This window comes from Pseudoprimorskyibacter insulae, from assembly GCF_900302505.1.
GTDB classification, from domain to species: Bacteria; Pseudomonadota; Alphaproteobacteria; order Rhodobacterales; family Rhodobacteraceae; genus Pseudoprimorskyibacter; species Pseudoprimorskyibacter insulae.
This window is the reverse complement of the sequence record NZ_OMOJ01000012.1, coordinates 53,835-80,558: the sequence shown is the minus strand read 5'-3', so window position 1 is coordinate 80,558 and position 26,724 is coordinate 53,835. Positions and strand designations below refer to the sequence as shown.

General features: G+C 60.6%; 23 protein-coding genes. 12 read left to right on the top strand and 11 right to left on the bottom strand.

Translation table 11 applies throughout. The features are described 5' to 3' along the window. Positions 1-870: cytochrome P450 family protein (locus PRI8871_RS17495; RefSeq protein WP_108887486.1), on the bottom strand; the 870-nt coding region annotated here is incomplete at its 3' end. Positions 871-1,008: 138 nt separating this feature from the next. After that, positions 1,009-2,937 carry an FAD-dependent monooxygenase gene (locus PRI8871_RS17490; RefSeq protein ID WP_108887485.1) on the bottom strand — a complete coding sequence of 643 codons (1,929 nt, stop codon included), beginning with the start codon at positions 2,935-2,937 and terminating at the stop codon, positions 1,009-1,011. Positions 2,938-3,107: 170 nt separating this feature from the next. On the opposite strand from PRI8871_RS17490, the gene PRI8871_RS17485 reads away from it, so the two are divergent. After that, complete coding sequence (locus PRI8871_RS17485; protein WP_370742168.1) at positions 3,108-3,524, top strand: MarR family winged helix-turn-helix transcriptional regulator; 417 nt, start codon at positions 3,108-3,110, stop codon at positions 3,522-3,524. An 18-nt stretch (positions 3,525-3,542) separates the two neighbouring features. Here the strand turns inward: PRI8871_RS17485 and PRI8871_RS17480 are convergent, their stop codons facing one another. Both PRI8871_RS17480 and PRI8871_RS17475 read right to left on the bottom strand, forming a co-directional pair. Further along, entirely contained in the window at positions 3,543-6,614 is a 3,072-nt protein-coding gene (locus tag PRI8871_RS17480) for an efflux RND transporter permease subunit (protein WP_108887483.1), read from the bottom strand. Continuing rightward, on the bottom strand, positions 6,611-7,744 hold the full coding sequence (locus PRI8871_RS17475) for an efflux RND transporter periplasmic adaptor subunit (protein WP_108887482.1): 1,134 nt from the start codon (positions 7,742-7,744) through the stop codon (positions 6,611-6,613). Before PRI8871_RS17475 ends, PRI8871_RS17480 begins: the two co-directional genes overlap by 4 nt. Before the next feature lie 486 nt (positions 7,745-8,230). Here PRI8871_RS17475 and PRI8871_RS17470 point away from each other — a divergent pair, with 486 nt between their 5' ends. Beyond that, positions 8,231-8,926 carry a LuxR C-terminal-related transcriptional regulator gene (locus PRI8871_RS17470; RefSeq protein ID WP_108887481.1) on the top strand — a complete coding sequence of 232 codons (696 nt, stop codon included), beginning with the start codon at positions 8,231-8,233 and terminating at the stop codon, positions 8,924-8,926. A gap of 3 nt (positions 8,927-8,929) precedes the next feature. Here the strand turns inward: PRI8871_RS17470 and PRI8871_RS17465 are convergent, their stop codons facing one another. Beyond that, on the bottom strand, positions 8,930-9,679 hold the full coding sequence (locus PRI8871_RS17465) for an ABC transporter permease (RefSeq protein WP_108887480.1): 750 nt from the start codon (positions 9,677-9,679) through the stop codon (positions 8,930-8,932). Positions 9,680-9,778: 99 nt separating this feature from the next. Here PRI8871_RS17465 and PRI8871_RS17460 point away from each other — a divergent pair, with 99 nt between their 5' ends. Together PRI8871_RS17460 and PRI8871_RS17455 are read left to right on the top strand one after the other, a co-directional pair. Beyond that, positions 9,779-11,863, top strand: coding sequence for a 4Fe-4S binding protein (locus tag PRI8871_RS17460; RefSeq protein WP_108887479.1), 2,085 nt, complete (start codon positions 9,779-9,781; stop codon positions 11,861-11,863). Then, the gene (locus tag PRI8871_RS17455; RefSeq protein WP_108887478.1) at positions 11,860-12,738 is read left to right on the top strand and encodes an FAD:protein FMN transferase; all 879 of its coding nucleotides are present in this window, start codon (positions 11,860-11,862) and stop codon (positions 12,736-12,738) included. The genes PRI8871_RS17460 and PRI8871_RS17455 overlap by 4 nt, the downstream gene beginning before the upstream one ends. 1 nt (position 12,739) lies before the next feature. Here the strand turns inward: PRI8871_RS17455 and PRI8871_RS17450 are convergent, their stop codons facing one another. Beyond that, complete coding sequence (locus tag PRI8871_RS17450) at positions 12,740-13,636, bottom strand: substrate-binding periplasmic protein (protein ID WP_108887477.1); 897 nt, start codon at positions 13,634-13,636, stop codon at positions 12,740-12,742. Between the two features lie 4 nt (positions 13,637-13,640). Then, a complete protein-coding gene (pedF, locus tag PRI8871_RS17445) occupies positions 13,641-14,324 on the bottom strand; it encodes a cytochrome c-550 PedF (RefSeq protein WP_108887476.1) in 684 nt (227 codons plus the stop codon). Between the two features lie 147 nt (positions 14,325-14,471). Between pedF and PRI8871_RS17440 the strand changes: the two genes are divergently transcribed. The 7 genes from PRI8871_RS17440 (at position 14,472) to PRI8871_RS17410 (ending at position 19,745) form a co-directional block, all read left to right on the top strand. Next, positions 14,472-15,650, top strand: a complete 1,179-nt coding sequence (locus tag PRI8871_RS17440) for a lanthanide ABC transporter ABC transporter substrate-binding protein PedA1 (protein ID WP_108887475.1) — start codon at positions 14,472-14,474, stop codon at positions 15,648-15,650. A gap of 3 nt (positions 15,651-15,653) precedes the next feature. Continuing rightward, positions 15,654-16,610 (top strand): YVTN family beta-propeller repeat protein, encoded by a 957-nt coding sequence (locus tag PRI8871_RS17435; protein ID WP_108887474.1) that lies wholly within the window; start codon positions 15,654-15,656, stop codon positions 16,608-16,610. Positions 16,611-16,621: 11 nt separating this feature from the next. Then, on the top strand, positions 16,622-17,065 hold the full coding sequence (locus PRI8871_RS17430) for a cupredoxin domain-containing protein (RefSeq protein WP_108887473.1): 444 nt from the start codon (positions 16,622-16,624) through the stop codon (positions 17,063-17,065). Beyond that, positions 17,062-17,781: a lanthanide ABC transporter ATP-binding protein PedB/LutE gene (locus PRI8871_RS17425; protein WP_108887472.1), complete on the top strand. Its 720-nt coding sequence runs from the start codon at positions 17,062-17,064 to the stop codon at positions 17,779-17,781. Before PRI8871_RS17430 ends, PRI8871_RS17425 begins: the two co-directional genes overlap by 4 nt. After that, entirely contained in the window at positions 17,778-18,569 is a 792-nt protein-coding gene (locus PRI8871_RS17420) for a lanthanide ABC transporter permease protein PedC (RefSeq protein ID WP_108887471.1), read from the top strand. The genes PRI8871_RS17425 and PRI8871_RS17420 overlap by 4 nt, the downstream gene beginning before the upstream one ends. Positions 18,570-18,660: 91 nt before the next feature. Beyond that, a complete protein-coding gene (locus PRI8871_RS17415) occupies positions 18,661-19,230 on the top strand; it encodes a tetratricopeptide repeat protein (RefSeq protein WP_108887470.1) in 570 nt (189 codons plus the stop codon). A 128-nt stretch (positions 19,231-19,358) separates the two neighbouring features. Beyond that, positions 19,359-19,745, top strand: coding sequence for a c-type cytochrome (locus PRI8871_RS17410; RefSeq protein WP_108887469.1), 387 nt, complete (start codon positions 19,359-19,361; stop codon positions 19,743-19,745). A gap of 4 nt (positions 19,746-19,749) precedes the next feature. Here the strand turns inward: PRI8871_RS17410 and PRI8871_RS17405 are convergent, their stop codons facing one another. Both PRI8871_RS17405 and PRI8871_RS17400 read right to left on the bottom strand, forming a co-directional pair. Next, positions 19,750-20,343: an ABC transporter ATP-binding protein gene (locus PRI8871_RS17405; protein ID WP_306418461.1), complete on the bottom strand. Its 594-nt coding sequence runs from the start codon at positions 20,341-20,343 to the stop codon at positions 19,750-19,752. 27 nt (positions 20,344-20,370) lie between these two features. Then, positions 20,371-21,342: an ABC transporter substrate-binding protein gene (locus tag PRI8871_RS17400; RefSeq protein WP_108887467.1), complete on the bottom strand. Its 972-nt coding sequence runs from the start codon at positions 21,340-21,342 to the stop codon at positions 20,371-20,373. A gap of 227 nt (positions 21,343-21,569) precedes the next feature. Here PRI8871_RS17400 and PRI8871_RS17395 point away from each other — a divergent pair, with 227 nt between their 5' ends. After that, a complete protein-coding gene (locus PRI8871_RS17395) occupies positions 21,570-23,336 on the top strand; it encodes a PQQ-dependent methanol/ethanol family dehydrogenase (RefSeq protein ID WP_108887466.1) in 1,767 nt (588 codons plus the stop codon). Between the two features lie 49 nt (positions 23,337-23,385). Here PRI8871_RS17395 and PRI8871_RS17390 read toward each other — a convergent pair whose 3' ends face one another. Both PRI8871_RS17390 and PRI8871_RS17385 read right to left on the bottom strand, forming a co-directional pair. Then, positions 23,386-25,341, bottom strand: a complete 1,956-nt coding sequence (locus PRI8871_RS17390; protein ID WP_108887465.1) for a sensor histidine kinase — start codon at positions 25,339-25,341, stop codon at positions 23,386-23,388. Positions 25,342-25,364: 23 nt separating this feature from the next. Further along, positions 25,365-26,699, bottom strand: coding sequence for a sigma-54-dependent transcriptional regulator (locus PRI8871_RS17385; RefSeq protein ID WP_108887464.1), 1,335 nt, complete (start codon positions 26,697-26,699; stop codon positions 25,365-25,367). Positions 26,700-26,724 lie beyond the last annotated feature (25 nt).

Sequence of the window (26,724 nt, the reverse complement as noted above, 5' to 3'; positions counted from 1 at the left end):
TGTATCCACCCGCGCTGTGCGGGCAAAGCCGCGATAGGGCGTATAGAGGCGCAGCAATTCTTCGGTCGCGTCGATGATCAGGCTTGGGTCTGCCGTCAGCAGCGCATGGTGTTCCGGGTGCCGCCCCAGATGCACAGCCATCGATCCGATAAAGGTTGTTGGTGCGATGATCCCCACCAATAAGAACTGACGCAGCGCCCCCAGAACCAAGTCATCGGCCAGCGCGTCACCTTCGACCCGAATGGCCAAAAGGCTGGCGGTTGGGTCGGTGTCGGGATCAAGCGGATTGGCCTTGCGATCCTCGATCAGCTCGGCGGCAATCTGATACAGCGCATCGGACTTTTTGCGCAGCGTTTCAAAGTCTTGCCGTTGCAGGGCCATGTTGAATTCGGCACCGACCACGCGAATGCGTTCGGCGTTGTCGGGCGGCAGGTTGAAGAACTCCGCCAGCAGGGCAATCGGCAGCAAGAATGAGAACCCCGCGCAGATATCGCCGCCGCCCTGCGCGATCCACGGATCAAGAAACCGGGCAACCATGGTTTCGATCTTCGGCTCCCACGCGCGCATGCGGTCCGGCGTCAGAAAGCGCAGAATGGCGTTGCGATAGGGGATATTGTCCGGCGGATCGAGGTGCAGCGGCGGGCGTCTTTGCGTGGTGGCCACGGGCGGCACCACGTTCTGAACCGTGGTGGTGAAGGTTTTCCAATCCTCCAGCACGGCCTTGGCATCGGCATGGCGCGTCACGGCCCAGAACCCGCCCAGATCATTGGACCATGCGACGGGGCTATGGCTGCGCAGATGCGCGAACAAGGCGTGTGGCGAGTCAAAATCCTCGGTCTCGGGCACCTGAAATTGCGAGTCGTGGGGCATTGACGATCCTTTCGCAGCACCATGCGGGCGATAATGGTTACTTTTGTGAACCATTTTGCTGCTGTCAATGAAAGAAATCATCAAATGAAAAACCGCCCCGATTGTCGCGGGGCGGTTTCGAGTGCTTTGGCCGCTGGGTCAGTTACCCGATGCGGGGATCAGAATGGCGTCAAAGAACTCGGCCAGATCGGCGGTGCCATCCAGCGGCAGGATATGCGCGATATACTGATCGGGGCGCACAAGGATCATGCAGCCCTGCGCGCGATCAATCCCCCGCATGTCATAGATATCGCCCACGCCCTTATGGTCGGTGCAGAACACCTTTTCATGATCTTGCAGGCCAAGCTTGCCCTTCAGCGGCTTCAGCAGCGATGGCATCGCGCCGTAATCAAGCTGGTCAAAGGTTGGCTGGAACACGGCGCGGACATCGAGAACCGCGTCAATGTCTTCGCCCGCGCAAGTGTATTTGACCACCGGCGATTTCGGATCGGTTTCCAGCCAATCGCACAGCGCCCGCATCGCGCTGCCGTTCTGGCCCACATCCCCTGCACCGGCAAAGGCGTAGAGCCGCCATCGCGCATCGGCCTGCGCTACATGGCCAAGCTGCATCTGCATGGCATCGGACACACGCACCACGGGGGCGGAATGGAAGCGGCGGCCAATCTCTTGGCCCGTTGCCAGCGCCTGATGCGCCGCGCCCGAGGTCAGGTTCGAGGTTTCATATTTGACCGCCAGACCACCAGTGAATTCGAGGTTCTCGATAAAGTGCTTCTGGATGCGCGGCATCCCTGCGCCGTCCAATTCGGATTCCCCCGGAGGGGCCGACATCACACGCGCCCATTGGTGATCGGTGTCCACAAGGCGCTTGGCCTCGGCCCAACGTTCGGACGAATAGGTATGCAGCAGGCTGGGTTCGGCGCGGCCGGTCAGCACATGGATCAGCTTCCAACCAAGGTTGAACGTGTCCTGCATCGAAACGTTCATCCCCTGCCCTGCCTTCGGGCTATGGGTGTGACACGCATCGCCCGCCGTGAACACGCGCGGCGTGCGGGTTGCGGCCTCTTCCGGCGGTACGTCATCAAAGCGGTTGGTCATGCGGTGCCCGATTTCATAGATCGACCACCAGACCACCTCTTTCACGTCGATTGTATAGGGCGCCATTATGCGGTTGGCGGCGGCGATCATGTGGTCCTGCGTCAGGTTCCGTTGGGCCACGCGCTCGTTCTCATTCAGCTTGTCCAGCTCGACATACATGCGGAACAGATAGCCACCTTCGCGCGGCAGGATCAGCACGTTGCCTTCGGTCTTGGAGGCGATCAAGCATTTCTGGCGCACATCGGGGAAATCGGTGTTGGCCAGGATGTCCATCACGCCCCAGGCCTGATGCGCCGCGTCGCCCTGCAATTCGCCGCCAATTGCCGTGCGCACGTTCGAGCGCGCCCCGTCGCAGCCAACCACATAGTTACAGCGCACGGTCTTGCGCATGCCCCAGTTCACGCCGGTGTCTTCCAGCGTCACGGTCACGGGGTGATCGTCGGTGTCGGTGTCAATCGTCAGGTCCACCACCTGCCAGCTATAATCCGGTTCAAGCCGGGTTGGGGCGTTCTTCATCACATCAAGGAACAGCTGGTGCAACCGCGCCTGATTGATCAGCACATGCGGCATTTCCGAACTATCGTCTGCCACGTCCTGCACGCGGCCCACACGTTTGATGTGCTTGGGGTTGGCGGGGTCGGGCATCCAGAAATTGGTCTGGTTCACCCAATAGGTTTCACGCTTCGCGGCCTCGGCAAATCCGAAGGCTTGGAACATCTCCATCGTGCGGGTGTTGATGCCGTCGGCTTTGCCCTTCTCGATGTTGCGCGGATCACGTTCCACGATCATGGTCGAGATTTCGGGAAACTGGGCCAGTTGCGCGGCAAGGCACAGCCCAGCCGGGCCACTGCCCGCGATCAGCACATCAACCTTTTCGGGCAAGGGCGCATGGGCACTGTAATCGCGTCGCGTCGGGGCCGCGTCTTTTTGGTCCGGGTCGCCGCCGCGAAAGCCATCAACATAAAATTGCATCGGGTGTCCTCCTGAGGTGCGCCTCCGCGCCGATGTGAAATTAATATCTGTACATACTAATTTTCGTCAAGAAATAAATATGTGTACAAATCATCATGCGGAACTTATTGGTATTGCGCGATATTCACCAGAAAGGGCGCGTGATGAAGGCTCATGGCATGGTTGGCCACATGATTCGACGGCTCAACCAACTGTCGACGCAGGTGTTCTTCCGCCACATGCAGGAGGCGGGGCTTGATCTGACCTCGGTGCAATTTGCCGCCATGGATGCGATTTTGGAAAACCCCGGTATCGATCAGGCCGGGGTGGCGGGGCTGATTGGCTATGACCGCGCGACCATCGGCGGGGTGATTGACCGGCTGGTGCAAAAGGGGCTTGTAGCACGCCAAGTCAGCAAACGCGACCGCCGCGCTCGCGAAGTGGCCCTGACGCCCGAAGGCGAGGCGCTGTTTCAACGGATGCTGCCGATTGTGGCTGGGCTTCAGGCCGAGATCGTGGGCCGCCTGACCCCCGAGGAGCAAGCGATCTTTTTCAAACTGGCCCGTAAGGCGATTGGTGAGGATCGGGACGAACCCCGCCCAGAATAGATCCGGGCGGGGCGTGGGTTAGGCTTTGGTTTTGACACCGACCAACCGTTTCAGACCGCGCAGCAGATCATCCACAAAGGTGTAGATCACCGGGATCACCAGCAGGCTGAGGAAGGTCGAGGTCATCAGACCGCCAATCACCACCGTCCCCATCGGCTGCCGGAACGAGGAATCCCCCTGCACCAGACTAAACGCCGCCGGGGCCATGCCGGCCGACATCGCGATGGTTGTCATGATGATCGGGCGGGCTCGTTTGTGGCAGGCATCGACCAGCGCATCAAAGCGGCTTTTGCCCTTCGCCCGCGCCTCAACGGCATAATCCACCAGCAGGATCGAGTTTTTGGACACGATCCCCATCAGCAACAGCAACCCGATCACCGCAGGCATCGAAAAGCTGGTGCCGGTGATGACCAGCGGGAACAATGCGCCCCCCAAGGCCAAGGGCAGCGCCATCAGAATGGTCAGTGGTTGCAGGAAGTCGTGGAACAGCAAGACCAGCACGGCGTAGACGCAGAAAATGCCAATCGCCATCGCCGTGGCGAAGCTGGCGAACAGCTCGGACTGTCGTTTCAGATCGCCCTGTTCGACCAGATGCACATTGGCAGGCAGGTTCTGGTAGGACTCAAGCTGCACCACCTCGCGGTTTACATCCGACAGGTTGCGCCCGTTCAGTTCGACCGTCACGGACACGTTGCGCGACCGGTCCAAGCGTTTGATCTGGGCTGGCGACGATCCAAGTGTGACATCGGCAATAGCGCCAAGGGTCACCGTGCCGGACCGGCCCGCAACGGGGATCAGCTTGATCTGGTCAATGGATTTGCGGGCGCTGTCCTCCATCACCACGCGGATTGGCACCTGCCGTTCTGGCAGGTTCAGCTGCGACAAAGCCCCGTCATAGGCGCCCGAAGTGGCCACGCGAATGGCATTCGCCAGGGCCTGACTGGTGACACCGAACGATGCAGCGCGGGCCAGATCGGGGATGATCACCACCTCAGGCGATTGCAGCGCCGCCGAGGATGTCACGTTGCCGATCCCGGCGATATTGGCGCGGATGTCAGCCTCAAGCGCACTGGCCGCCTGTTCCAGCAAGTCCGAATTGTCGCCTGCCAAGGTGATTTGCAGACGGGTGCCATTGCCACCGCCGCCGACTTCGATCCGGGCGCCGGGTACGGCTGAGACAGCCTGACGGATGTTGCCCTCAATCTCGGTCTGGCTGATATCGCGGTCGTCGATGTTGGTCAGGTTCACGACCAAGGTCGCCGTGGTGACGGAATCTGTGCCGCCGCCACCGCCGCCCGGCCCGCCGCCGGTTGAGGCCGCGCCTGTGGCCTGAAACACGCCGGTCACATGGGGAACGCCCGCAATTGCCGCGGCGGCCTGGCGGGCAACGGCATCCGTGGCTTCGATGGTCGACCCGGGGGCCGTGGTGACGCTGACTTGGGTCTGGCTGTCATCGCCTGCCGGAAAGAACCCGGTGGACAACTGCCCCAGTAGCATGACCGTCAATCCAAAGAACCCGATCACGCCCGCCACCGGGATCCAGCGGTTGCGCAACGCGCCCCGGATTGTCGACAGGTAGGTGCGCATGATCCAGCCATCCGGCTTTTCGGTCTGGGCCTTGGTCTTCATCATATAGGCCGCCATCATCGGTGTGATGAACCGCGCAACCAGCAGCGAACAGAACACCGCGACAGAGGCCGTAATGCCGAACTGTTTGAAGATGATGCCAACGATCCCGTCCATAAAGGCCGTAGGCAGGAACACCGCGATCAGGGTGAAGGTCGTGGCGATCACCGCCAGACCGATTTCATCCGCCGCCTCCATTGAGGCTTGATAGGCGGATTTGCCCATATGCATATGCCGTTCGATGTTTTCGACCTCAACAATCGCGTCATCGACCAGAATGCCGACCACCAGCGACAGCGCCAGCAGCGTGACGGTGTTCAGCGAATAGCCAAGGAAATCCATCACAAGGAAGGTCGGGATCACCGATAGCGGCAGGGCCACAGCGGCCAGAAGCGTCGCGCGCCAATCCATCAAGAACAGGAACACCACGAAAACGGCAATCACCGCGCCCTCATAGAGCATATCCATCGAAGCGTGGTAGTTTTCCTCGGTGGGCAGGACGGTGTTATAAGCCTCTTCGACAGTCACATAGGGGTGGGTCGCTGCGAAGTCTTTGACCGCATCGCGCAAGCCATCCGTCACCGCCAGATCCGAATAGCCGCGCAGTCGTTTGATCTGGGCGGCGACAACTGGTTCGCCGTTCAGATAGGCCAAGGACGACCGGTTCGCATGGGTGTCGGTTACGGTGCCCAACTCGTCCAGCCGCACCCAATCGCCGGTGGGCAAGGGGATCGGCGTCGCGCGCAGTTCGGCCACGCTATCGGCGGCGGCAAGCACGCGGATGGATTGAGCGGATGCGCCAATCTCGGCCCGCCCGCCAGACGTATCGCGCTGCACCTCTTGCAGGCGCGAATTGACATCCGCCACCGATAGGCCAAGCCCGGCCATCAGGTCGGCGTTTAGCTCAACCCGGATTTCCCGGTCGATCCCGCCCAGACGGCCTACCTGCCCGACGCCTTCGACCTCCATCATGGCGCGTTCGAAATCGTTGTCGATGAACCAGCTAAGCTCGGCCTCGTCCAGCCGGTCAGAGCTTAGAACATAGGTCACCAGCGGCGCGCCGTTCAGTTCGGATTTGGTCACGGTCGGCGCGGACATATCGGCAGGCAGATCGCCTTGCGCCTTGTTGACGGCGCTTTGCACCTCATCCAAGGCGATCTGCGAATCCTTGCCCACTTGGAAACTGACAGTGATCGACACCGACCCGTCGCTGATCGTGCTCGACACCGACTCGAGCTTGTTCAGGCCGGTCAGCTGATCCTCGATCTTGCGGGCAACCTCGGTTTCCAACTGCGCGGCGGCGGCCCCTTCCAGCGAGGCCGAAATAGAAATCGCGGGCAGGTCCATATCGGGGAAGTTCTGCACATCCAGCCGATTGAAGGCCATCAGACCCGTGAGGGTTAGCAGAATGAAGGCCAAGATTGGCGGAACCGGGTTGCGGATCGCCCATGCGGAAAAGTTCATTCGGCCGCTCCTTGGCCCGAGACCACCGTGACAGCCGAACCTTCGGTCAGGAACGACCCACCTGCCTGAACGATCTGGGCTGTGTCATCAATCGCGCCGATGATCTCAATCCGGTCGTCAATCTGACGCCCGGTTTCGACCCGTTCGCGCAGAACATGTGTGGGGTCATCGGGGTTCAGCACGAAGACATAGGAAAAGCCGTCCTGCAACACGACAGCTGAGGCGGGGACATGCAGTGCTTCGGACGCACCTACGTGGAAACTGCCCGAGATCATGATCCCGACCATCGGATCGGGCGCGTTTTCAATCGGATCAAGCGCGACAAAGACCGTGATCCGGCCATTGGTGTCTGACGCCGTGGGTGATACGCGACGGACTTTGCCGGTGACTTCGCCGATGGGCGTCGGGATGGTAACGGGCGTGCCTTCGCGAATACCAAACGCCTGCATTAGCGGCACTTCGGCATGCCATTCAATCCGGTTGTCGCGGATCAGACGGAACAATTCCGCGCCTTGGGTGACAACATCGCCAAGCAAGGCGCTGCGCTGGGTGATCCGGCCATCGGTCAAGGCGTGGATATGGGTCCGCTTTAGGTCCAACTCAGCCGAGTCGAGCTGCGCTTGTGCCGATGCGACCTCGGCCTGAGCTTTGCGTTCGGCCACAAGGTATTCGGTGGTTTGCTGCTGCGATAGGGCGACAGAATTGGCATCGTTAAGACGTCTCGCCCGGTCCGCATCCGCCGAGGCCTGATCCAACTGGGCCTGCGCCGCGTCCAATGCGGCCCGCCGCTGGCTGATCTGGTTCTGGATCGTTTCGCGTGACAGTTCGACCAGCAGATCGCCCTTCTTGACCATATCCCCGACATCGGCATTGATCGCGGTGATGGTTTGGCCTGCGACCTCGGCGGATATCACCGATTCCTGCCAAGCGCTAATCCAGCCAGTCGCGGGCACGGTCTGTTCCCACATGCTGCGGACCGGTGTTTCGACTGTGACGGTCGGGGCAGATTGCGCCGCGGCTTCGGTCGGTTGCGGTGCGGGCTCGGGCGCTTTGCCAGACATGCCAACCCACCCGACAACGGCGACCACTGCCACGATGGCCCCACCGATCAACAGAGATTTTTTTGTCATTCTTTTATACCTTTTTCGATCAGGCCTGGGCAATTCGTCGACTGTTCGTCGTTCGGGCCGCGCCTTGAGACGCGCCTGTCGCAAACCATCTTCGCGTTTAACGGGTCAGATAGGAATTTCCGTCTGCCGTTCTAGTATCAGGACACAAAGACTGTGCATCTGCGGCAATTCTGCACCAAACAGTTTAGTTTGAAAATCCCAAGTCACCATCCCGATCGGCGGGTTTGGGGCGGGCTCTTGGTTGCAGGTCTGGCAAGGGCGATGTCGCAAATGACCAAAAGGAATCACTTGGATCACAGTTTCGCAAACCAGAATCCAGTCGGCTCTGCGTTTGCATATTGAAGCAAAGTAGACCTTTGCGAATTGTGCCTGTCGATTGATAGCCCTCCTTTTGTCGAGAGACAGCGCAGTATAGACCTTTCGGCAATATGGACGATTTGTCGCCTTTGCTATCCTAACGCGAACGTCAGAGGGATCGGGCCTGCAATGCACGAAAAACCAACAGACCGCGAACAGACGTCGACACGCTCGGCCCTTATCATCGACGATCATCCATTGTTTTGCGATGCTCTGTCGATGACGCTGCGGGCAGGCGTTGGGTTTGAAACGGTCGAAACAGCCGGAACCTTGGGCGATGCGCTGGAACGGCTAGAGGCTGGCCCGGTGCCTGATGTGATCCTGTTGGATCTGCACCTACCGGATGTCAACGGGCTGGACGGGCTGATCCGTCTGACCAAGCTCATGGCCGATACGCCGATTGTGATTGTTTCGTCCGTGGCCGAACCGCGCGTGATCCGATCCGCTATTCGCATTGGCGCGGCTGGGTTCGTGCCCAAACATTCAACCCGCGACACCTTTCGTAAGGCCTTTGACATGATCGCCGAAGGCAAGGTCTATGCCCCCGAAAGCGCGCTGACCTCGCTTGATGCGGATGTCCCGCTTAGCCCCCGCGAAGACGCGCTGGTGCGTCTGTCGCACCTAACGCGGCAACAGGCCCGCATTCTGCAACTGATCTGCGAAGGTCAGATGAACAAGCAAATCGCCTATGAGCTGTCGATTGCCGAAACCACGGTCAAGGCGCATGTCACAGCGATCATGCGCAAGTTGGGCGTTCAAAGCCGCACGCAGGCGGTTCTGATTGCGCAAGAGGCCAACTTCAGCAGCCTGATGCCCGGCGACTAAGGCCTAGCCGTCGCGCCAGCGCAGCGCCGCGCGCTCCCAGCGTTGGATGATCAGAATTTCCACCAACAGCATCACCGCCACAAAGCTGAGCGAATAGGCCAGCACATGCGCGGTTTGGAAGTTCTGGAAATACAGGTGAATGCGAAAGCCGACGCCGCTCGACCGGCCCAGAAATTCGACCACCAGCACGATTTTCCAGATCATCGCCAGCCCATTGCGCCCGGCAATCGCGAAATAGGGGGCAAGCTGAGGCATCAGGATATGACGTAGCTGCGCAATCCGGCCCATGCCAAAGGTGCGGGCCATTTCATCCAGCGCTTTGTCACGGGCGCGGGTTCCGTCGCGCAGGGTTACGGTCACTTGCGCCATTTTGTTGAGCGTGACGGCAGTGATGGCCGCGACCTCATTCAACCCGATCCACAGATAACACAGCACGATCAGCACCAGCGCGGGCAGGTTTAAAAAGACGGTCACCCACGACCCAAAGAACCGGTCAAGCCCCGGCGCAAGGCCCAGCCCCACGCCCAACGCCGCCCCGATGACCATCGCAAGGCCGAAAGACACGGCCACCCGGTACAGCGTTGCAAACAGATCCGGCCAAAGCGCGCCGGATTGCGCCAGCACGATCAAGACCTCCAGCACGGCTAGGGGGGATGGCAGTACATCGGGGTCCGCTTTGACCCACGCCAAAACAGCCCAAAGGCCAATCAGTCCGGCCAAGGACACCACCACCATTTTCCAGTCTTTTTGCATCGCGCCTCCTGCCTGTAACCCTATCTGTCGGGGCGTCTGTCTGGTCTCTGGACTTTGGTCGTATTCGCCCAAGCCATTGGCCCGGATAGCGTGCATCTCATGTGGAGGACCCTGTTTTCATATGTGGCGATTGCCTGCCTGACCTGCGCCCTTTTGGTGGGGACCGCGCGGGCAGAGGCGCCTGCGCCCTTGCCGCGCGACCAGATCGCGCCGCTGATCGTGCCACCCTACGCCTTGGGCGAGGCGTTGGGCAACAATGGGGTCTATCAGCTGCTCAATTCCGGCGGGGCCGAGATCGGCTATGTGTTTGAAACCGGCCCGCTGGCCCCCCTGCCCGGCTTTTCCGGTGCGCCGATCAATATGCTGATCCTGCTTGATGCACATGGCACCTTGATCGATGTGCGGTTGTTGTCGCAACGCGAACCCGTGTTCGTGTCCGGCTTGGGTGAAACACCGTTCCGCGAATTTCTGGCCCAGTATCCCGGTCTGTCGATCACGCAAAGCCTTGTGGTCGGGGTGCCCTATGGCAAAGGTGGCGGCGGGTCGGATCTGGTCTATCTGGACGGAGTGACCAAGGCGACGGCCTCGGTGCGGATCGCGCATGAAAGCATTTTGGCCGCAGCCCTGACCGTGGCCCGCGATAAGATCCAAGGCATCGGCCAATCGGCCCCGGCCCAACCCGACCCTGCCTATAACGAGGCTTTGACTTGGGACGATCTGACCAAACAGGGCATCGCCCGCAATCTGCGCGTCACCAATGCCGAGGTTGATCAGGCCTTTGCCGGGACGATCTGGGCCGATGATGACCCCGAGGCGCGGGACGATCCCGACGGGCTGTTCCTTGATCTGTGGGTGGTTGATATTGGCCCGTCCGCAATCGCCCGCGCGGTGCTGTCGCCCGGCACCTACGACGAATTGCAGCGTTTCTTGGTCGTCAGCCCCGAGGCCGAACCGATCCTTGTGTTTGACATGGGGCGGCATGGTCTGGTGTCCGAAGATTTCGTGCGCAACACCGAGCCGGACCGCATTTCCGCCGAACAGGGCGGTTTCCCCGTCGCGCTGCGCGATGCGGACCTTTGGGTCGAACTGGCCGATGGCATGCCCGAGCCTGTCAATGCGATGGTCTTAAGGGCCGACAGGCGGCTTGGCTTTGATCCGCTGACCGATTGGACCCTGCGCCTTCAGGCGGTTAGGGCGCATGGCATGTTCCAACCCGAACTGGGCGACACCCATTTCACCATCGACTATGTCGCGCCCGACCGGTTCTACCTGCGGCCCGAAGTGCACAAGCCCCTGCCTGCGTGGCTTGAGGCGGCCTATAACCGCAAGGCCGATCTGGTCGTTCTGGCGCTGGGTCTGGCGACGCTGCTGATTTTGCTTGGCCCTGCCATGTCGCGCTTTGCCGGGCTGCGCCACTTTACCCCGATCCGGCTGACCATTCTGGCCGGTGTCATTGGCTTTGTCGGCTGGTGGGGGCAAGGACAGTTGTCGATTGTGACGGTGCTGGCCACCCTGCGCGCCGCCGTTGGTGACGGGTCATTCGCGGTGCTGCTCTATGATCCGTTTTCGCTGGTCATCTGGGCCGTATCGATTGTCGGCTTTGTGCTTTGGGGGCGCGGGCTGTTTTGTGGCTGGCTGTGTCCGTTCGGGGCGATGCAGGAATTCACCCATCACCTTGGCCGCTTGCTGCGCCTGCCCCAGATTGACCCAAGCCCGAAATGGGACCGCCGCTTGAAATGGCTGAAATACGTCGCTTTGGTCGGTTTGATTGCCATCGCCTTCCTTGCCCCGGACCACGCCGAAAAAGCCGCCGAGATTGAGCCGTTCAAAACCGCGATCACCGTCTGGTTCGTACGCGAATGGTACTATGTCGCCTATGCTGCGTTCTGGCTGTTGTTGGGAATGGTGTTGTTCAAAGGGTTCTGCCGCTACCTTTGCCCGCTTGGCGCGGTCATGGCGATTGGCGGCTTGCTGCGCGGGCGCGATTGGATCAAGCGCCGCGCTGAATGCGGAAGCCCATGCCAGCTGTGCAAGGTGAAATGCCGCTACGGGTCGATCCGCAAAACCGGAGAGATCCAGTATAGTGAATGTTTCCAGTGCCTTGACTGCGTAACCATCCACGACAACCCGAAACTCTGCGTGCCGCTGATCCTAGCCGCCCGCAAACAGGAGCGTGGCGCATGAGCCTGACACGTCGGCGTTTCCTCAGCCTTTTTGCCGCCGCAACCGCCCTGCCCGGTGCTGCTCAGGCCATGCCGACCACTTGGACGGGCCGCGCCTTTGGGGCCGAGGTGTCAATATCGCTGCGCAGCGGCGGGCCTGAGGTTGCCGATCATATCGCCCAAGTCGTGGCCGAGATGCGCCGGATTGAGGCGCTGTTTTCGATCTATGACGCGGGGTCTGAACTGTCGCGCCTGAATCGCGCGGGCGAGGCCATTGTCAGCGCCGATATGGTGACGGTTCTGAATACAGCCCGGCAGGTGTATCGCGCCACTGGCGGGGCTTTTGACCCGTCTGTGCAGCCGCTGTGGGCAGCAACGTCCTTGGGCGGGGATGCATCAGGCGCAGCGGACTTGGTCGGGTTTGACCGCGTGCAGATCGCGGGCAGCCATGTGTCTCTTGGGCAAGGTCAGGCGCTGACGCTGAACGGGATTGCGCAGGGCTTTGCCGCAGATCGGATCACAGCGCTGTTGCGCAGGCTGGGCTATCAGCAGGCCTTGGTCAATATGGGCGAGCATTCGGCCATCGGTGGCCCGTATCGATTGGGCCTGTCGGACCCCGAGGCGGGGCATCTGGGCCATCTCAGCCTGACGAATGCGTCAATGGCCACCTCAAGCCCCGGCGCGATGCAGATTGGCAGCGAAGGTCATATCCTACATCCCGTGTTCGCGCCGCAATGGGCCACCGTCACGGTCGAAGCGCCAAGCGCGGCCTTGGCCGATGCGGCGTCAACCGCGCTTTGCCTGCTCAATGCCGATCAAACGCGAAAGGCCAAGCGTGAACTTGGCCTTTCAAGGGTGGTGCTTGTGGATGAGGAAGGAAGCCTTACCACCCTGTGACCTACCGCTCTGGTGGCAGGTAGGTCAGTCCGTGCTGGTCAAAGATCGCTTGAATGCGCCCATCTGCCAGTGCCTTTTCAATCGCGTAATCCACGGCATAGCCCAAATCGCGGTGCTGCTGATTGACGGCAACGCCAATGGTCCAGCCGCTGCGCACCAGCCCCGGATAGGGCGGGCGGTGCACGTCATGGCCATCGCCGATCCCGTCCTCGATCACGGCAAGGGGGGCCATCACGGCCATGGTCTCGCCAGCGACCATCGCGGCCACAGCAGCCGCGCCATCCGGGAACCGGTGGATCGCATCCCCAACCGATCCGCGCCCGACCGAGGCCAGATAGAAATCAGAGATCGAGTCATTCTCGACCGCGACAGTATCGAACCGGAAATAGGCCGGCGTCGGTTTGTCCCCGTCAGGATAGGCATCCAGCCGGAACCCGATCGCCAGCGCCTCGGCGGCGTATTGGCCGGTAAAGACCACCTGTTCGATCCGGCATGTCAGTTCACTGTCATAGGGCACATGCAGCATCACATCCGACACGCGCCCGCCGACAGTCGCGCCTTTCCAGACGTAGTTGCGCAGGTCGGCTTCTAGGGTTTCATCGGCTTGAACCAGTCGGAACCGCGGCTCAACCCCGATGTCCTCGGCGATGATCTTGCCGATTTCAACGTCGATCCCCGCTGGTTTGCCGTTTTCCAGAAAACTCCAGGGTGCGAACTCTTCGTAAAGCGCAAATTCGATCCAGCCTTCGTCAAGAATGCGGTCAAATTCCCGGCCCACGTCCTGCGCAAAGGTGTTCTGCGGTTTTGGCCCCGGAACATAGTCCTCACAACGCGCGAACGCCGGCCCCGCAAAAGCGAGACCGGCGACACATGCGGCAGCGATAGCAAATCCGCGCATGGCGTTAGTTTGCAGCAGACAGACCAACCGTCAGCAGGTCGGCGGCGTGCTTCCAGGTGCCTTTGTCTTCGGTCAGCGCGCGCGACGCTTCGAAGGCCACGCTATCCGCAATCGGCGCGCCAGAACCGGTTTCCACCTCAGCGGCAATCGCGGCCAGTTCTTCTTGGACGGCGACCGGGTTTTCCAGATCACCCGCCAGCAGGTGATCGCGGATTTCCGTCAGGCGGGCCATGTGGTCATCCAAGGCACCATCATCGGGGCGGGTTTCGATATAGGTGCGGATCGCCCAAGCGGCCTTTTGGCCCAGCAATTCGCCAAACGCGGGCATCTTGGTGATGCCGTTCTGGGTCATGCCGAACTGAAAACGCTCAACATACCATTCATCGCCGTATTCTTCGGCCTCAAGATAGCGCAAGTCCGGGGCCAGACCGCCCGACACAGCACCCAGACCATGGCAGCGTGCGCAGTTCTGGTTGTAACCGGACGACCCGATCTCAATGGCTTTCAACCACACCTCTTCACCGGCGGCTTCCGCGCGATAGGGGTTTTCGGTCAGCCACTCTTCGCCCACTTCCGGCAGAGAGTCGGTGTTTACGGGCTGCGGGGTCACGTCGCCATGGGCAAAAACCGAAGTCGACAAGGCGGTTGCGGCCAGAGCAGCGGCGATAAGGGTATTGGTGCGTTTCATCAGGTCCTCCCAATTTTGAAAAGGTGTATCGCTGCAACTGCATTGGTCGCAATTAGACCAAGGTCCATTGCCACTCGCCTCATGAGACCTTGGTCGGATTTCCGCACCGGCGCGGGACTGGCTAGGCTGAAGCGAAGGAGGACATTCATGATACAACTGCGCCTGGCTGCGTGCCTTGTTGGTTTGCTGTTCACCATTGCGCAGACAGTCCATGCAGATGGGCTGGTGTTGAATGTCGGCTATTTGCGGCTGGAGGAACCGCCGCGCCCTGTACTTTCGAACCTTGATCCCATTCCCGAAGATCGCGGAATCGCCGGGGCCGCGCTTGGCCGGTCGGACAATGCGACGACCGGGCAGTTTCTGGGTCACTCTTATACCATGGACGTTGTCAGCCTGCCGCCCGATGGCGATGTGGTTGATGCCGCCCGAACAATGCTTGCCGCGTCGCGCGTGGTGATCCTCGATATGCCCGCAGGCGCGTTGTTGCAGGTGGCAGATCTGCCCGAGGCACAAGGCGCGCTGTTGTTCAATGTCACCGCCCAAGATGCCCGTCTGCGCGATGGCGATTGCCGAGCCAATCTGCTGCATGCCCGCCCCGAATTGGCCATGGAGGCCGACGCGCTGATGCAGGTGATGTTGGCCAAACGCTGGGGCAAAATCGCCCTGATCGAAGGCCCGACCCCCGAAGATGCCGCGCTGGCCCAGGCGTACAGGACATCTGCCCGCAAGTTCGGGCTAAAGATCGTTTCCGACAAGGCATGGACCTTTGACACCGACCTACGCCGTGCCGCCGCGACCGAGGTGCCGCTGTTCACCCAAGGGTTCAAGAAACATGACGTGATTCTGGTGGCCGACGCGCATGATGACTTCGCCCGCTACATCGAACACAACACATGGGAGCCCCGCCCGGTGATCGGTAGTACCGGATTGCAGGCTTTAGCGTGGTCTCCGGTGGTGGAACAATGGGGGGCGGCGCAATTGCAATCGCGGTTCGAAGACCAATCCGCCCGCCGTATGTGGCCGCGCGACTACGCCGCTTGGGCCGCGATGCGCAGCATTGGCGAGGCCGTGACCCGAACCGGGCAAACCACCCCCGACGCCTTGCGCAGCTATATCCTGTCAGACGCGTTTGAGCTGGCCGCCTTTCAAGGCCGCGCCCTGAGTTATCGCGCGTGGAACGGCCAATTGCGCCAACCCATCCCGGTGGTCAATGCCCGCGCGCAGGTTGCTGCCGCCCCGCTGGATGGCTTTGAACATGCCCGCAACCCTTTGGATTCGCTTGGGCTGGATCAGCCCGAAAGCGCCTGCACCGCATTCGGAGAGTAACCTATGAAACTGATCGGCGCATTTGCCCTGACCTTGCTGGCCGCCCCCACCCTGGCCGGTGAAATCTGGATCAGCAACGAAAAGGACGACACGCTGAGCGTGATCGACGTCGAAACGCTTGAGGTTGTTCGCACCATTCCCACCGGCGAACGCCCGCGCGGGATCACCTTCAACGCTGACTATTCGCGGCTCTATATCTGCGCCAGCGATAGCGACGCGGTGCAGGTGATGGACCCGAACACTGGCGAAATCCTGAACGATCTGCCGTCGGGCGAAGACCCGGAACAGTTCGTGTTGGCCCCCGATGACCGACATCTGTGGATCGCCAACGAAGACGACGCTGTCACCACGGTTGTCGATGTTGAAACCCGCCGCGTGGTGGCGCAGATCAATGTCGGGATTGAGCCCGAAGGCATGGCCGTGTCCCCTGATGGCAAGACGGTCATCACCACCTCGGAAACGACCAATATGGCCCATTGGATCGACACCGAGACGCATGAAATCTATGCCAATTCGCTGGTCGATTCCCGCCCCCGCCATGCGGAGTTTGTCAAAGGCGGGACTGAGCTGTGGGTCAGTTCTGAAATCGGCGGGACCATTTCGGTCTTTTCGACCGCCGATCAGGTCGAACAGGGAAAGATCCACTTTGAGATCAAAGGCGTGCACCCCGACTTGATCCAACCCGTGGGCTTTGAGCTGACGCCGGACCAGAAAACCGCCTTTGTCGCGCTTGGGCCATCGAACCATGTGGCCGTTGTCGATGTCGATAGCCTGACCGTGCAGGATTATATCCTGACAGGCCGCCGCGTCTGGCACATGGCCTTTAGCCCCGATCACAGCCAATTGTTCACCACAAACGGCGTCAGCGGCGATGTCACCGTGATTGATGTGGCCAGCCGCAAAGCCATCAAATCGATTAAAGTCGGTCGTTTCCCATGGGGCGCGGCCATGCGTCCATAACAGGAGACCCCATGCGCCTGATCCCCTTGATTGCCGCCCTCAGCCTTTGCGCCGCCCCCGCTTTCGCGGATGACGATGACGAACCTAAATTCGGCATGGCCGGTCTGCTGTCGGCCACCAATTCCGAAGATCTGCCCCCGATCCTGCTATCTGCCGGTCAGCCGTTGGCCGATGCGCCGCTGCGCCTGAAGTCAGGCACCTATTACGAGATCGAGATTGAGGCCGACGGCTCGCAAGAACTGGCGCTTGAGGGATCGGGGTTCTTCCGCGCCATCTGGATCGATGAGATCGTAATTGAAGGTTTGGAAATCCGCCCGCTCGGGCTTGATAGTGTCGAGTTTGATGAGGCGGGCACAATGGAGATCGGGTTTGTCGCGATCAAACCGGGCAGATATGAATTGCGCGTCCCGCAATCGCGCGGCGATCTGCAAAGGCTAGAAATCACCATCGAATGACCGGATTGATCGTAGAACAGATCTCGCATGACTGGGGCCAGAAACGGGCACTGGATGAGGTCAGTTTTGCGATTGAACCGGGTCGGTTCTGTGCGTTGCTCGGCCCCAATGGCGCGGGAAAATCGACGCTGTTTGGCCTGATCACCCGTCTGTTCACCCCGCGATCGGGCTGGATCAGTGTCGCGGGTCACCGAATGGATCAGGCCCCTTTGGTGGCGCTTGGGCAAATGGGCGTCGTGTTTCAACAGCAGACCTTGGATCTGGATCTGACTGTCTGGCGCAACATGCTTTACTTCGCCGGTCTGCACGGGATCACCGGCAAAGCCGCGCGGCTGGCCGCCCACGACGCGCTTGACCGGTTGGGCATGGCTGAACGACGGGGCGAAAAGGTTCGCGCGCTGAACGGTGGGCACCGCAGGCGGCTAGAGATCGCCCGTGCCTTGATGCACGGGCCCAAGGTTTTACTGCTGGATGAGCCGACCGTGGGCCTTGATGCGCAATCCCGCCAAAGCATCGTGGACCACGTTCACACACTCGCCCGCGAAGACGGTCTGTCCGTGCTATGGGCTACGCATTTGACGGATGAAGTGCTGCCGGGCGATCAGCTGGTCATCCTGCACCAAGGCAAAATCCGCGAAGTCAGCACCTCCAGCCAGACAGGCCCGGACCTGACCGCGCATTTCCTGTCGATCACCGGACAGGACCGCGCCGAATGACCCATTACCTGACCGCCCTGCAAGCCATCTGCACCCGCGAAGCGCTGCGATTCTTCGGCCAGCGGGCGCGGCTGATATCTGCGCTGGTGCGGCCTCTGATCTGGCTATTTGTCTTTGCGGCGGGGTTTCGCGCGGCTTTGGGCCTGTCGATCATCCCGCCCTATGAAACCTACATCACCTATGAGACGTACATCGTCCCCGGCTTGTGCGGCATGGTTCTGCTGTTCAGCGGGATGCAATCGTCGCTGACCTTGGTGATGGATCAGGAAATGGGCACCATGCGGTTGCTGTTGTCCGCCCCTTTGCCGCGTTGGTGGTTGTTGCTGTGCAAGCTGATTGCGGGCAGCGTCATTTCTGTGCTGCAAGTCTATGCCTTTCTGGTCATCGCGGCCCTTTATGGTGTGACCTTCCCAATCCTTGGATACATCGCCGCCCTGCCCGCGATGATGCTAACGGCGCTGATGGTGGGGGCTTTGGGCATTGCCCTGTCTTCGACCATCCGCAGTCTTGAGAATTTCGCCGGGGTGATGAATTTTGTCATCTTCCCGATGTTCTTCCTGTCCAGCGCGCTTTACCCGCTTTGGAAGATGTCCGAAGCGTCTGAGCTGCTCTATCTGCTCTGCGCCGCGAACCCATTTACCCACGGGATCGAAAGCATCCGCTTCGCGCTATACCTGCAAGCCAACCCAATGGCGTGGCTGGTGTCCGCCGGGGCCTTTGCCGCGTTCATGCTGTTCGCGCTTTGGGGCTATGATCCGGCCAAGCGACTGGTGGGGCGCAAAGCCTGATGCGACTTTGGTCGCAAATCCCCCGGCACCTTCGTCCAATTGGTCACGTGTCATGCCTCTGGCATCCTGCACAACAGGAGGATTAGTCATCATGCGCATTTCAATCATCGGAGCAGTATTTGCCCTGCTCGCAGCCCCCGTTTTTGCTGGGGATGCGATGGAGCTGGGACCGGACACCGACATTACCGAAAACGGCACGCTCAACCCCCATGAAATGTCGATGGCTGGCGTGATGGACAAAATCCGCAACGGCGAAACCTCGATGGTGCTGTGTTCCCAAGGCTATCTGGTCACGAAATCCGGCCGCCACGAATTGGCGCGAGAGCTGTTCTCCAACTGCTCAAACGCGGGCTGGACCGGCACGATGACCTGGATGAGCCAACTGGATGACAACGGGTTGGGCGGCCCGCAAGACCTTGAGGCCGCAACAGAATGGAACCGCCGCGCCGCAGAGGCAGGCGACCCGGTGGGCAAGTTCAATCGCGGGCTGGACCTGATGCGCGGCTGGGGCGTGGCCCGCGACCTAGAAGCAGGGCGCCGGATGGTGGATGAGGCAGCCACCGACGGGCTGGATGTGGCCAAGCGATTGCAGGCCGCCGAATACGATCTGGATGAGGTCACGCCGGACGCCGATGAATGGCGTTACATGAACATGTTCTAGGGCAGGATGCGACCAAAGTCGTAGGAAGGCTCCGACCAATGTCGGGGCCTTTTTTTGATCCAAATCAACAAGTTAATTCGCGCGGCGGGCCATTGTCTGGGCATTCAACAATGCCGAAGGAGGCAGCTATGAAAGCCCATGCATTCGCGCTTTCCCTGATTTCAACTCTTGTCGCGGGCGCTGGCTTTGCCGGTGAATATGACACCATCAAAGCCCAGGCTGGCGAAGATTTCTTTCACAAGGAATGCTATCGCTGTCATTCCGTCGATGCCGACCGCGCCAGCTATGGCCCGATTCTAGAAGGGGTGCTTGGCCGCGCGGTTGGGACGGTCGATGGCTACCCCTATTCGGAGGCGCTGTCCGATGCCGGCTTTGTCTGGACCGAAGGCGCATTGCGCGCCTGGATGGAGGATAACGACGCGCTGGTGCCGGGCACCAAGATGCGCCACGTCGGCATCACCGATCCGACAGTTCAGGATTTCATCGTCAGCTACTTGGCCACGTTGACCAAATGACCGATCAGGGCGCGTCCGACAATGTCGCGGGGCGCCCTTTCAACAGCAACGTCCGGGTTGCCAAACGCGCGGCCTCGGCCGGGTCATGCGTCACCAGAATGGTCGTGGTCGCATGATCGCGGCGCAGGGTTTCGAACAGGCTCATCATCTCGTCCGCCAGATCCCGATCAAGCGAGACAAACGGCTCATCCATCAGCAGCAGATCCGGTGAAGTGGCAAAGCCGCGCGCCAGTGACAAACGCCGTTGCTGGCCCAGCGACATCTGCTTGGGAAAATGCTCCTCCATCCCGCCAAGGCCGACCGCATTTAGCCAGTCGCGGGCGGCTTCCGGTGTGATCCGGGTTGCCAGTGTGAGGTTTTCAAGCGCCGACCGCCACGGCATCAAAACCGGTTCCTGAAAGACGGCGGCCATGTTCGGGGGCGCGTCCAGAGTGCCGTCAAACCCCGCATGAAGGCCCAGAATCACCCGCAATAGGGTCGATTTTCCCACACCCGAAGGGCCTGTCAGCGCCACGGTTTCCCCTTGCGCCACCGACAGTGACACCGGCCCAATAAGGGGAACGCCCCCGGCGTGCACCGCCGAGAGCGTGAGTTTCAAAATGGGGTTCGTCCCGGCCAAGGGCGGTTACGATCCCGGCACGTAGAAGGTGCCGTCGGGCAAGGTCGATGCCTTGCCAACCAAGTCTTCGCCCGCAAGCGAGGCCATCAGCGCCAGCATCTTGGCCGCGTCTTCTTCGGCCACCGGGCCTGCGGCTGGAATGCCTTCGATCCAACCGGTTTTCAGGGCCTCAAACTGGGCGTCGGTCTTGGCGTTCATCTTATCACGCAGACGGTCCCACGCAGCGGAATCGCTGGCCAGAAGATCTTTGGCGGCACGGCTGGCCGAGACCATGCCCGCGACGATTTCGGGGTGCTGTTCGATCACATCACCGCGCACCACATAGCCCAGAAGCGGCGTATCGGGGTTTAGGCCAAGCGCAACGGCGGCCTCGGAGGTGGACATCAGCAGGCGCATTCCAGCCGCTTCCATCTTGGCCCCGAAGTGCCAGAAATTGATCGCGCCCGTCAGCTCGCCCGATAGGGCAGATTTGAAAATCAGCGGCGGCGCGCCAAACACCTGTTCGGTTTCGGCGGCGATGTCCAAACCGGCCTGCTGCTGGGCATAGGCGCGGAAGATCAGCCAGCTTTTTTCATTCGGGCCACCGGCGATGCCGATCTTGCCGCCGACCAGATCCGACAGCGATGTCGCGGCGCTTTCCTTGGGCACATAGATGCCGCCAACCGCCTTGGAATACGGGATAAACACGTAATCCCGCCCCTCGGCGCGCTGGCTGGCAACCCATAGCCAATCGGCGACGATCATATCGACCTCACCGGCGGCCAAGGCCACACGCGCGGCAGAACTGCCAGCGACATCCATCACATCGAGCGAAAAGCCCGCCTGTGTGTCAAAGCCGTTGTGTTTGATCGTGTCGACTTCCCATGCAACCGTACCGGACAGCTGCAACGCTGCCTTCAGCGTCGGTTGGTCTTCGGCCTGTGCGGCGGTGGACAGCAGCGCCGCAGCAACAGCCAGCCCTTTGAAAAACGTGGTCATGAATGATCCTCCCTTGTGAGAAGGATAACGACGCGGCAAATGCCTGTGAAATACGACCAAAGCACGGGGGGTCGCATGTGCCTTACGACCAAAGGACAGGGTTGCGGGAACCCGTTTACGACCAATGGCCAATTTCAGAAAAAGCGGTGCTTTCCGATCATGATTGCGGCTTAACGGCGACCTTCGAGATGACGGTCGCAAAGGGCCTTCTTTAGGGAGGAAAACTCATGAACAGGTTTATGTCCGCCGCAGTCGCGGCGATTATGGCCGTTGGACTGGCGGGCGGTGTCTCCGCTGGCGTCACGGAACAAGATCTGCTGAACGACGCAAGCACGCATGGTGACATTCTGACGAACGGCATGGGCCGTGACCTACAGCGCTTCTCGTCGATGGATACGCTGAACAAGGACAACGTGTCGAACCTGGTTCCGGCATGGGCCTTCAGCTTTGGCGGCGAAAAGCAGCGCGGTCAGGAAACCCAGCCGCTGGTGCATGACGGCGTCATGTATGTGACCGGTTCGTATTCGCGCCTCTACGCCATCGACCTGAAATCCGGCAAAGAGCTGTGGCAGTACGATGCGCGTCTGCCCGAAGGCATTCTGCCCTGCTGCGACGTTATCAACCGTGGCGGCGCGATCTATGGCGACAACATCTATTTTGGCACGCTGGACGCACGTATCGTTGCGCTGGATCTGAAGACCGGCGACGTCAAGTGGAACAAGAAGATTGCCAACTACAAAGAAGGCTACTCCTACACCGCGGCCCCGCTGATCGTTGATGGCCTTGTTATCACCGGCAACTCGGGTGGTGAATTTGGGATCGTTGGCGAAGTACAGGCCCGCAACGCCGAAACCGGCGATCTGGTTTGGACCCGTCCGGTGATCGAAGGTCACATGGGCACGCTGAACGGCGAAGAATCCACCATGACCGGCACGCTGAACGCGTCCTGGCCGGGCGATATGTGGAAAACTGGCGGCGGCGCAACCTGGCTGGGCGGCTCCTACGACGCCGACACCAATACGCTTGTCTTCGGCACCGGCAACCCCGCGCCTTGGAACTCGCACCTGCGCGACGCTGGCACGCCGACCGATGGCAACACGGGCGACAACCTGTATGCCGCATCGCGTCTTGGCATCGACCCCGCAACGGGCGAAATCAAGTGGCACTTCCAGACCACCCCGCGCGAAGGCTGGGACTTTGACGGTGTGAACGAAGTGGTGGCCTACAACGACCGCGACGGCAACAAACGTTTTGCAACGGCTGACCGCAACGGCTTCTTCTATGTTCTGAACCGCGAAGACGGCAAATTCGTCAGCGCCACGCCGTTCGTTTCGGACATTTCGTGGGCGGAAGGCATCGACGAAAACGGTCGTCCGATCTTTGTCGAAGACAACCGTCCGGGCAACCCGCTGGAAGCGGACAAAGGCGAAATGGTCTTTGCTGTTCCGTCCTTCCTGGGTGGCAAAAACTGGATGCCGATGGCCTTCTCGCAGCGCACCGGCAACTTCTATGTGCCGTCGAACGAATGGGGCATGGACATCTGGAACGAGCCGATTTCCTACAAGAAGGGCGCGGCCTATCTGGGTGCTGGCTTTACCATCAAGCCGATCTTCGAAAGCCACATCGGTTCGCTCAAGGCCATCGACCCGGATTCGGGCACGGTGAAGTGGGAATATCAGAATGACGCTCCGCTGTGGGGCGGCGTGATGACCACCGCTGGCGGTCTGGTGTTCTTTGGCACCCCCGAAGGCGAGTTCATCGCTCTGGATGACGAAACCGGTGAAAAGCTGTGGTCGTTCCAGACCGGCTCGGGCATCGTTGGCCAGCCTGTGACCTACGAACTGGACGGCGAACAGTTTGTGACCGTTGTGTCCGGCTGGGGCGGCGCGGTTCCGCTTTGGGGCGGCGAAGTTGCCAAGAAGGTGAACTACCTGAACCAAGGTGGCACCGTCTGGACCTTCAAACTGCCCAAGCAGTTGGCCAGCGCGAACTAATCGCCTGACATTAGCTCCCCTGACGCCCCGCCATTGCGCGGGGCGTTTTTTATTGGGGCTGGTCTACCGCAGGCAGCCAAACTGTGAATTCGGCCCCGCCTTCAGGACAATTGCGCGCCGAGATAATCCCGCCCGACCTTTGAACGATGGTCTGGCAGATCGACAGGCCAAGCCCCGTGCCTTCGCCCAGCTTGGTGGTAAAGAACGGATCAAACACCGATCCGATCTTGTCCTCGGGCACACCCGGCCCGGAATCGCACACGCTCAGGGCCGCGCCATCGACGCCGTCGCGCACCTCGGGCCGCAGCTTCAGCGCCAGATCCCCACGGTTGTCCATCGCCTGGGCGGCGTTGACGATCAGGTTAATCACCACTTGCTGCATTTCGCCGGGAATGACCCGCACGGGCGGCGCGTCTTGCAGATCACAGGTCACGTTGATCTGACCTTTGGTCAGGACGTGATCGACCAGAACAAGGCAGTCTTCGATCACCGGGCGCAAGGAGACCGATTCATCGTCATCGGTAAATTCGCCGGGCCGCGCGAATTTCAGCAGCTTGCCAACGATGGCTTTGATGCGGGCGACCTGCTGGTCAATCAGGCGGATTTCGGTTTCCACCGGCGCGGCATCGGGGCCAAGAACCTCATGCAGGACATGCAGATTGCCTTGGATCACTGCGACCGGGTTGTTGATTTCATGCGCGACGCCTGCGGTGATTTCCCCGATCGAAGCGAGCTTTTCGCTCATGACCAGTTGGCGATAGGTTTCTTCCAGCTTTTGGTTCGCTTCGCGCAGTTCCGAGGTGCGTTCCTCGACCCGTTCATTCAACTCAGACGCCCAAGCGCGCAGCCGTTGGTCCCGGTCCTGCACCTGATCAAGCAGACCATCCAAATGCCCGGCCACTTGCCCGATTTCATTGCGCTGGCCCACCGGGCCAATCCGGGCCGACAGGTTCCCCTGCCCCACGCGGCGCATGGTGTTGATCATCTTTTCCAGCGGCGCAAAAATACCCTTGGCCATCCAGAAGAACACCGGTGCGGACAGCAGCAGAACCGCGAAGAATGCCGCTAGCATCCAAAGAAAGGCCTGACGTTTGGCGGTGGAAAACGGGGCCTCAAGGAACCCGACATAAAGCATGCCAACCCGATCCCCGAAACTGTCGGTAATCGGCAGATAGCCTGAGATATACCATTCGTTCACCACAAACGCGCGGTTGAGCCAAGTTTCCCCCGCACCAAGCACCTGCCCTCGCACCGCCGCCGACACCCGTGTGCCCAAGGCGCGCACATCTTCGAACAGGCGCACATTGGTCGAGACCCGCACATCGTCCAGAAACAGGGTCGCCGTCCCCTGCCGGTCGCCGCCCGTGACCGCGTTCAGGTAGACAAGCGCGTTGATGCTGTCGATGAAATCAAGGTTGCGATTCAGTAGGATACCACCGACCAAGACGCCCTCTTTGCCCGCCAGATGCACCGGGCTGGCCGAATGCACGACCATACCACGATCTTCGACGCGGCGGGATGTTGGCACGGCGGCTTCGGTCTCGATCAGTTCAATCCGGGCGCGGGTGGACAGGCCGGGGGCAAGGGCAACCAATTGCTCAGCCCCGAAAATGTCGATCCGCGTATCCCCGCGCCCTTTCACCGCCGAAGCGATCACCGGCCAATCCCCGGCAGTGCCGACATCTTTCATGGGCAGGTAGTACAGAAAATCGAGGCCCAGCTCGGCCTTCTTACGGTCAAAGAAGGGTCGCCGGTTGTCGGGCTGTTTCTGAAGCTCAATCGCGAATTCCAGCGATTCCGACACGCCTTTCAGCTCTTCGCCGGTGCCGGCCATGATCCGGGCCAGATACTGTTCAGCAATCCGCAGATCGCTTTCGACGTTGGCGATCAATACCTTGTCATAATCCGCCGTCCAGCGGGTCATGCCCAGCAGCAAAAGCAAGGGCATCAGCACGATCAGCGGTGCCAGTGCCAGCACCAGAAGCCGCAGCCGAACAGAGGTCAAAAGCGTTCCCCTCTGCATGGCGTTCACATGGACCAGGCGGCGAGTTTCCGGTCAATCGTCTTGCGCGACACGCCTAGGCGCCTTGCGGCTTCGGCCCGGTTTCCATCGCACATATCCAGCAGGTGCATGATGTGGCGCTGTACGACCAGATCTAGGTTCTCAATCGCTTCGGCCCCTGAAAACCCGCCGTTGCCCGCAAACTCTTCGGGGAATGCCCCAAGGATCACCGAGCGTTCGATCAGGTTTTTCAATTCGCGCACATTGCCCGGCCAATCGTAGCGGCGCAGCTTTAGCAAGGTGCTGTCATCCAGCGGCAAAGGCGGCATGCCCATGCTGACAGAAAAATGCGTCATGAACATTGCGGCCAGTTCGACGATATCTTCAGACCGGTCCTTCAGCGGTGGCATCTTGATCTGCATGACGTTCATGCGGTGAAACAGATCAGCCCGGAACCGGCCTTCGGCCACGGCCTTTTGCAGATCGGCATTCGTAGCAAACAAGAACCGCAGGTTCAGCGGGATTTCCCGTTCAGCCCCAACCGGGCGAACCTTGCGATCTTCCAGTACGCGCAGCAGTGCCGCCTGAAGCTGGTCCGGCATTTGCGCCACTTCGTCCAGAAACAGCGTCCCGCCGTCGGCCAACAGCAACAGCCCCGGTTTCAGCCGCTCATCACTTTCCATCACGCCGAACAACTCGGTCGCGATCCGGTCAGGGGCGATTGCCGCACAGTTCACCGCGACAAAAGGATTGTCCCGCCGGTCAGACAGGCTGTGCAAATGACGCGCGGCCAGTTCCTTGCCCGTGCCGCTTTCGCCAGTGAACAGCACCGGGGTCGTCAGGCCCGCCAGCTTTTCGATCATCGCTCGGACGGTGGCCAAGGCTTCGGACTTGCCCAGCAACTGGCCGCGCCCGGTATCGGCGTATAGCTCGCGCCGCAAAAGCGCGTTGTCACGGCGCAGATACTTGCGGTCCAAGGCGCGGCTGACCGCCCCAAGGATCTGGTTCGCGCCAAAGGGTTTCAGCACAAAATCACTGACCCCGGCCCGCAACGCGGTGATCGCCGTATCCAGATCGGCATAGGCTGTGATCAGGATCGCGTCGGCATAAAACCCTTTGCGGCGCTGTTCGGTCACCCAATCAAGGCCGGTGCCGCCGGGCATGATATTGTCCAGAACGACCAGATCAAAATGCGCCTCGTCCAGCTTTTGGCTGGCTTCCTTGGCCGAGGCCGCCTGTTCAACGCGTTTCACCCGCGTTCCCAGAATCTTGGTCAGGAAATTGCGCATGCCCGGTTCGTCGTCGATCACAAGGATCGACGCGCCCGACATGGTGCCTCCGTATACGTCCGCGATGGTCATCCCCTATGTCTACTCGGCCTGCCGG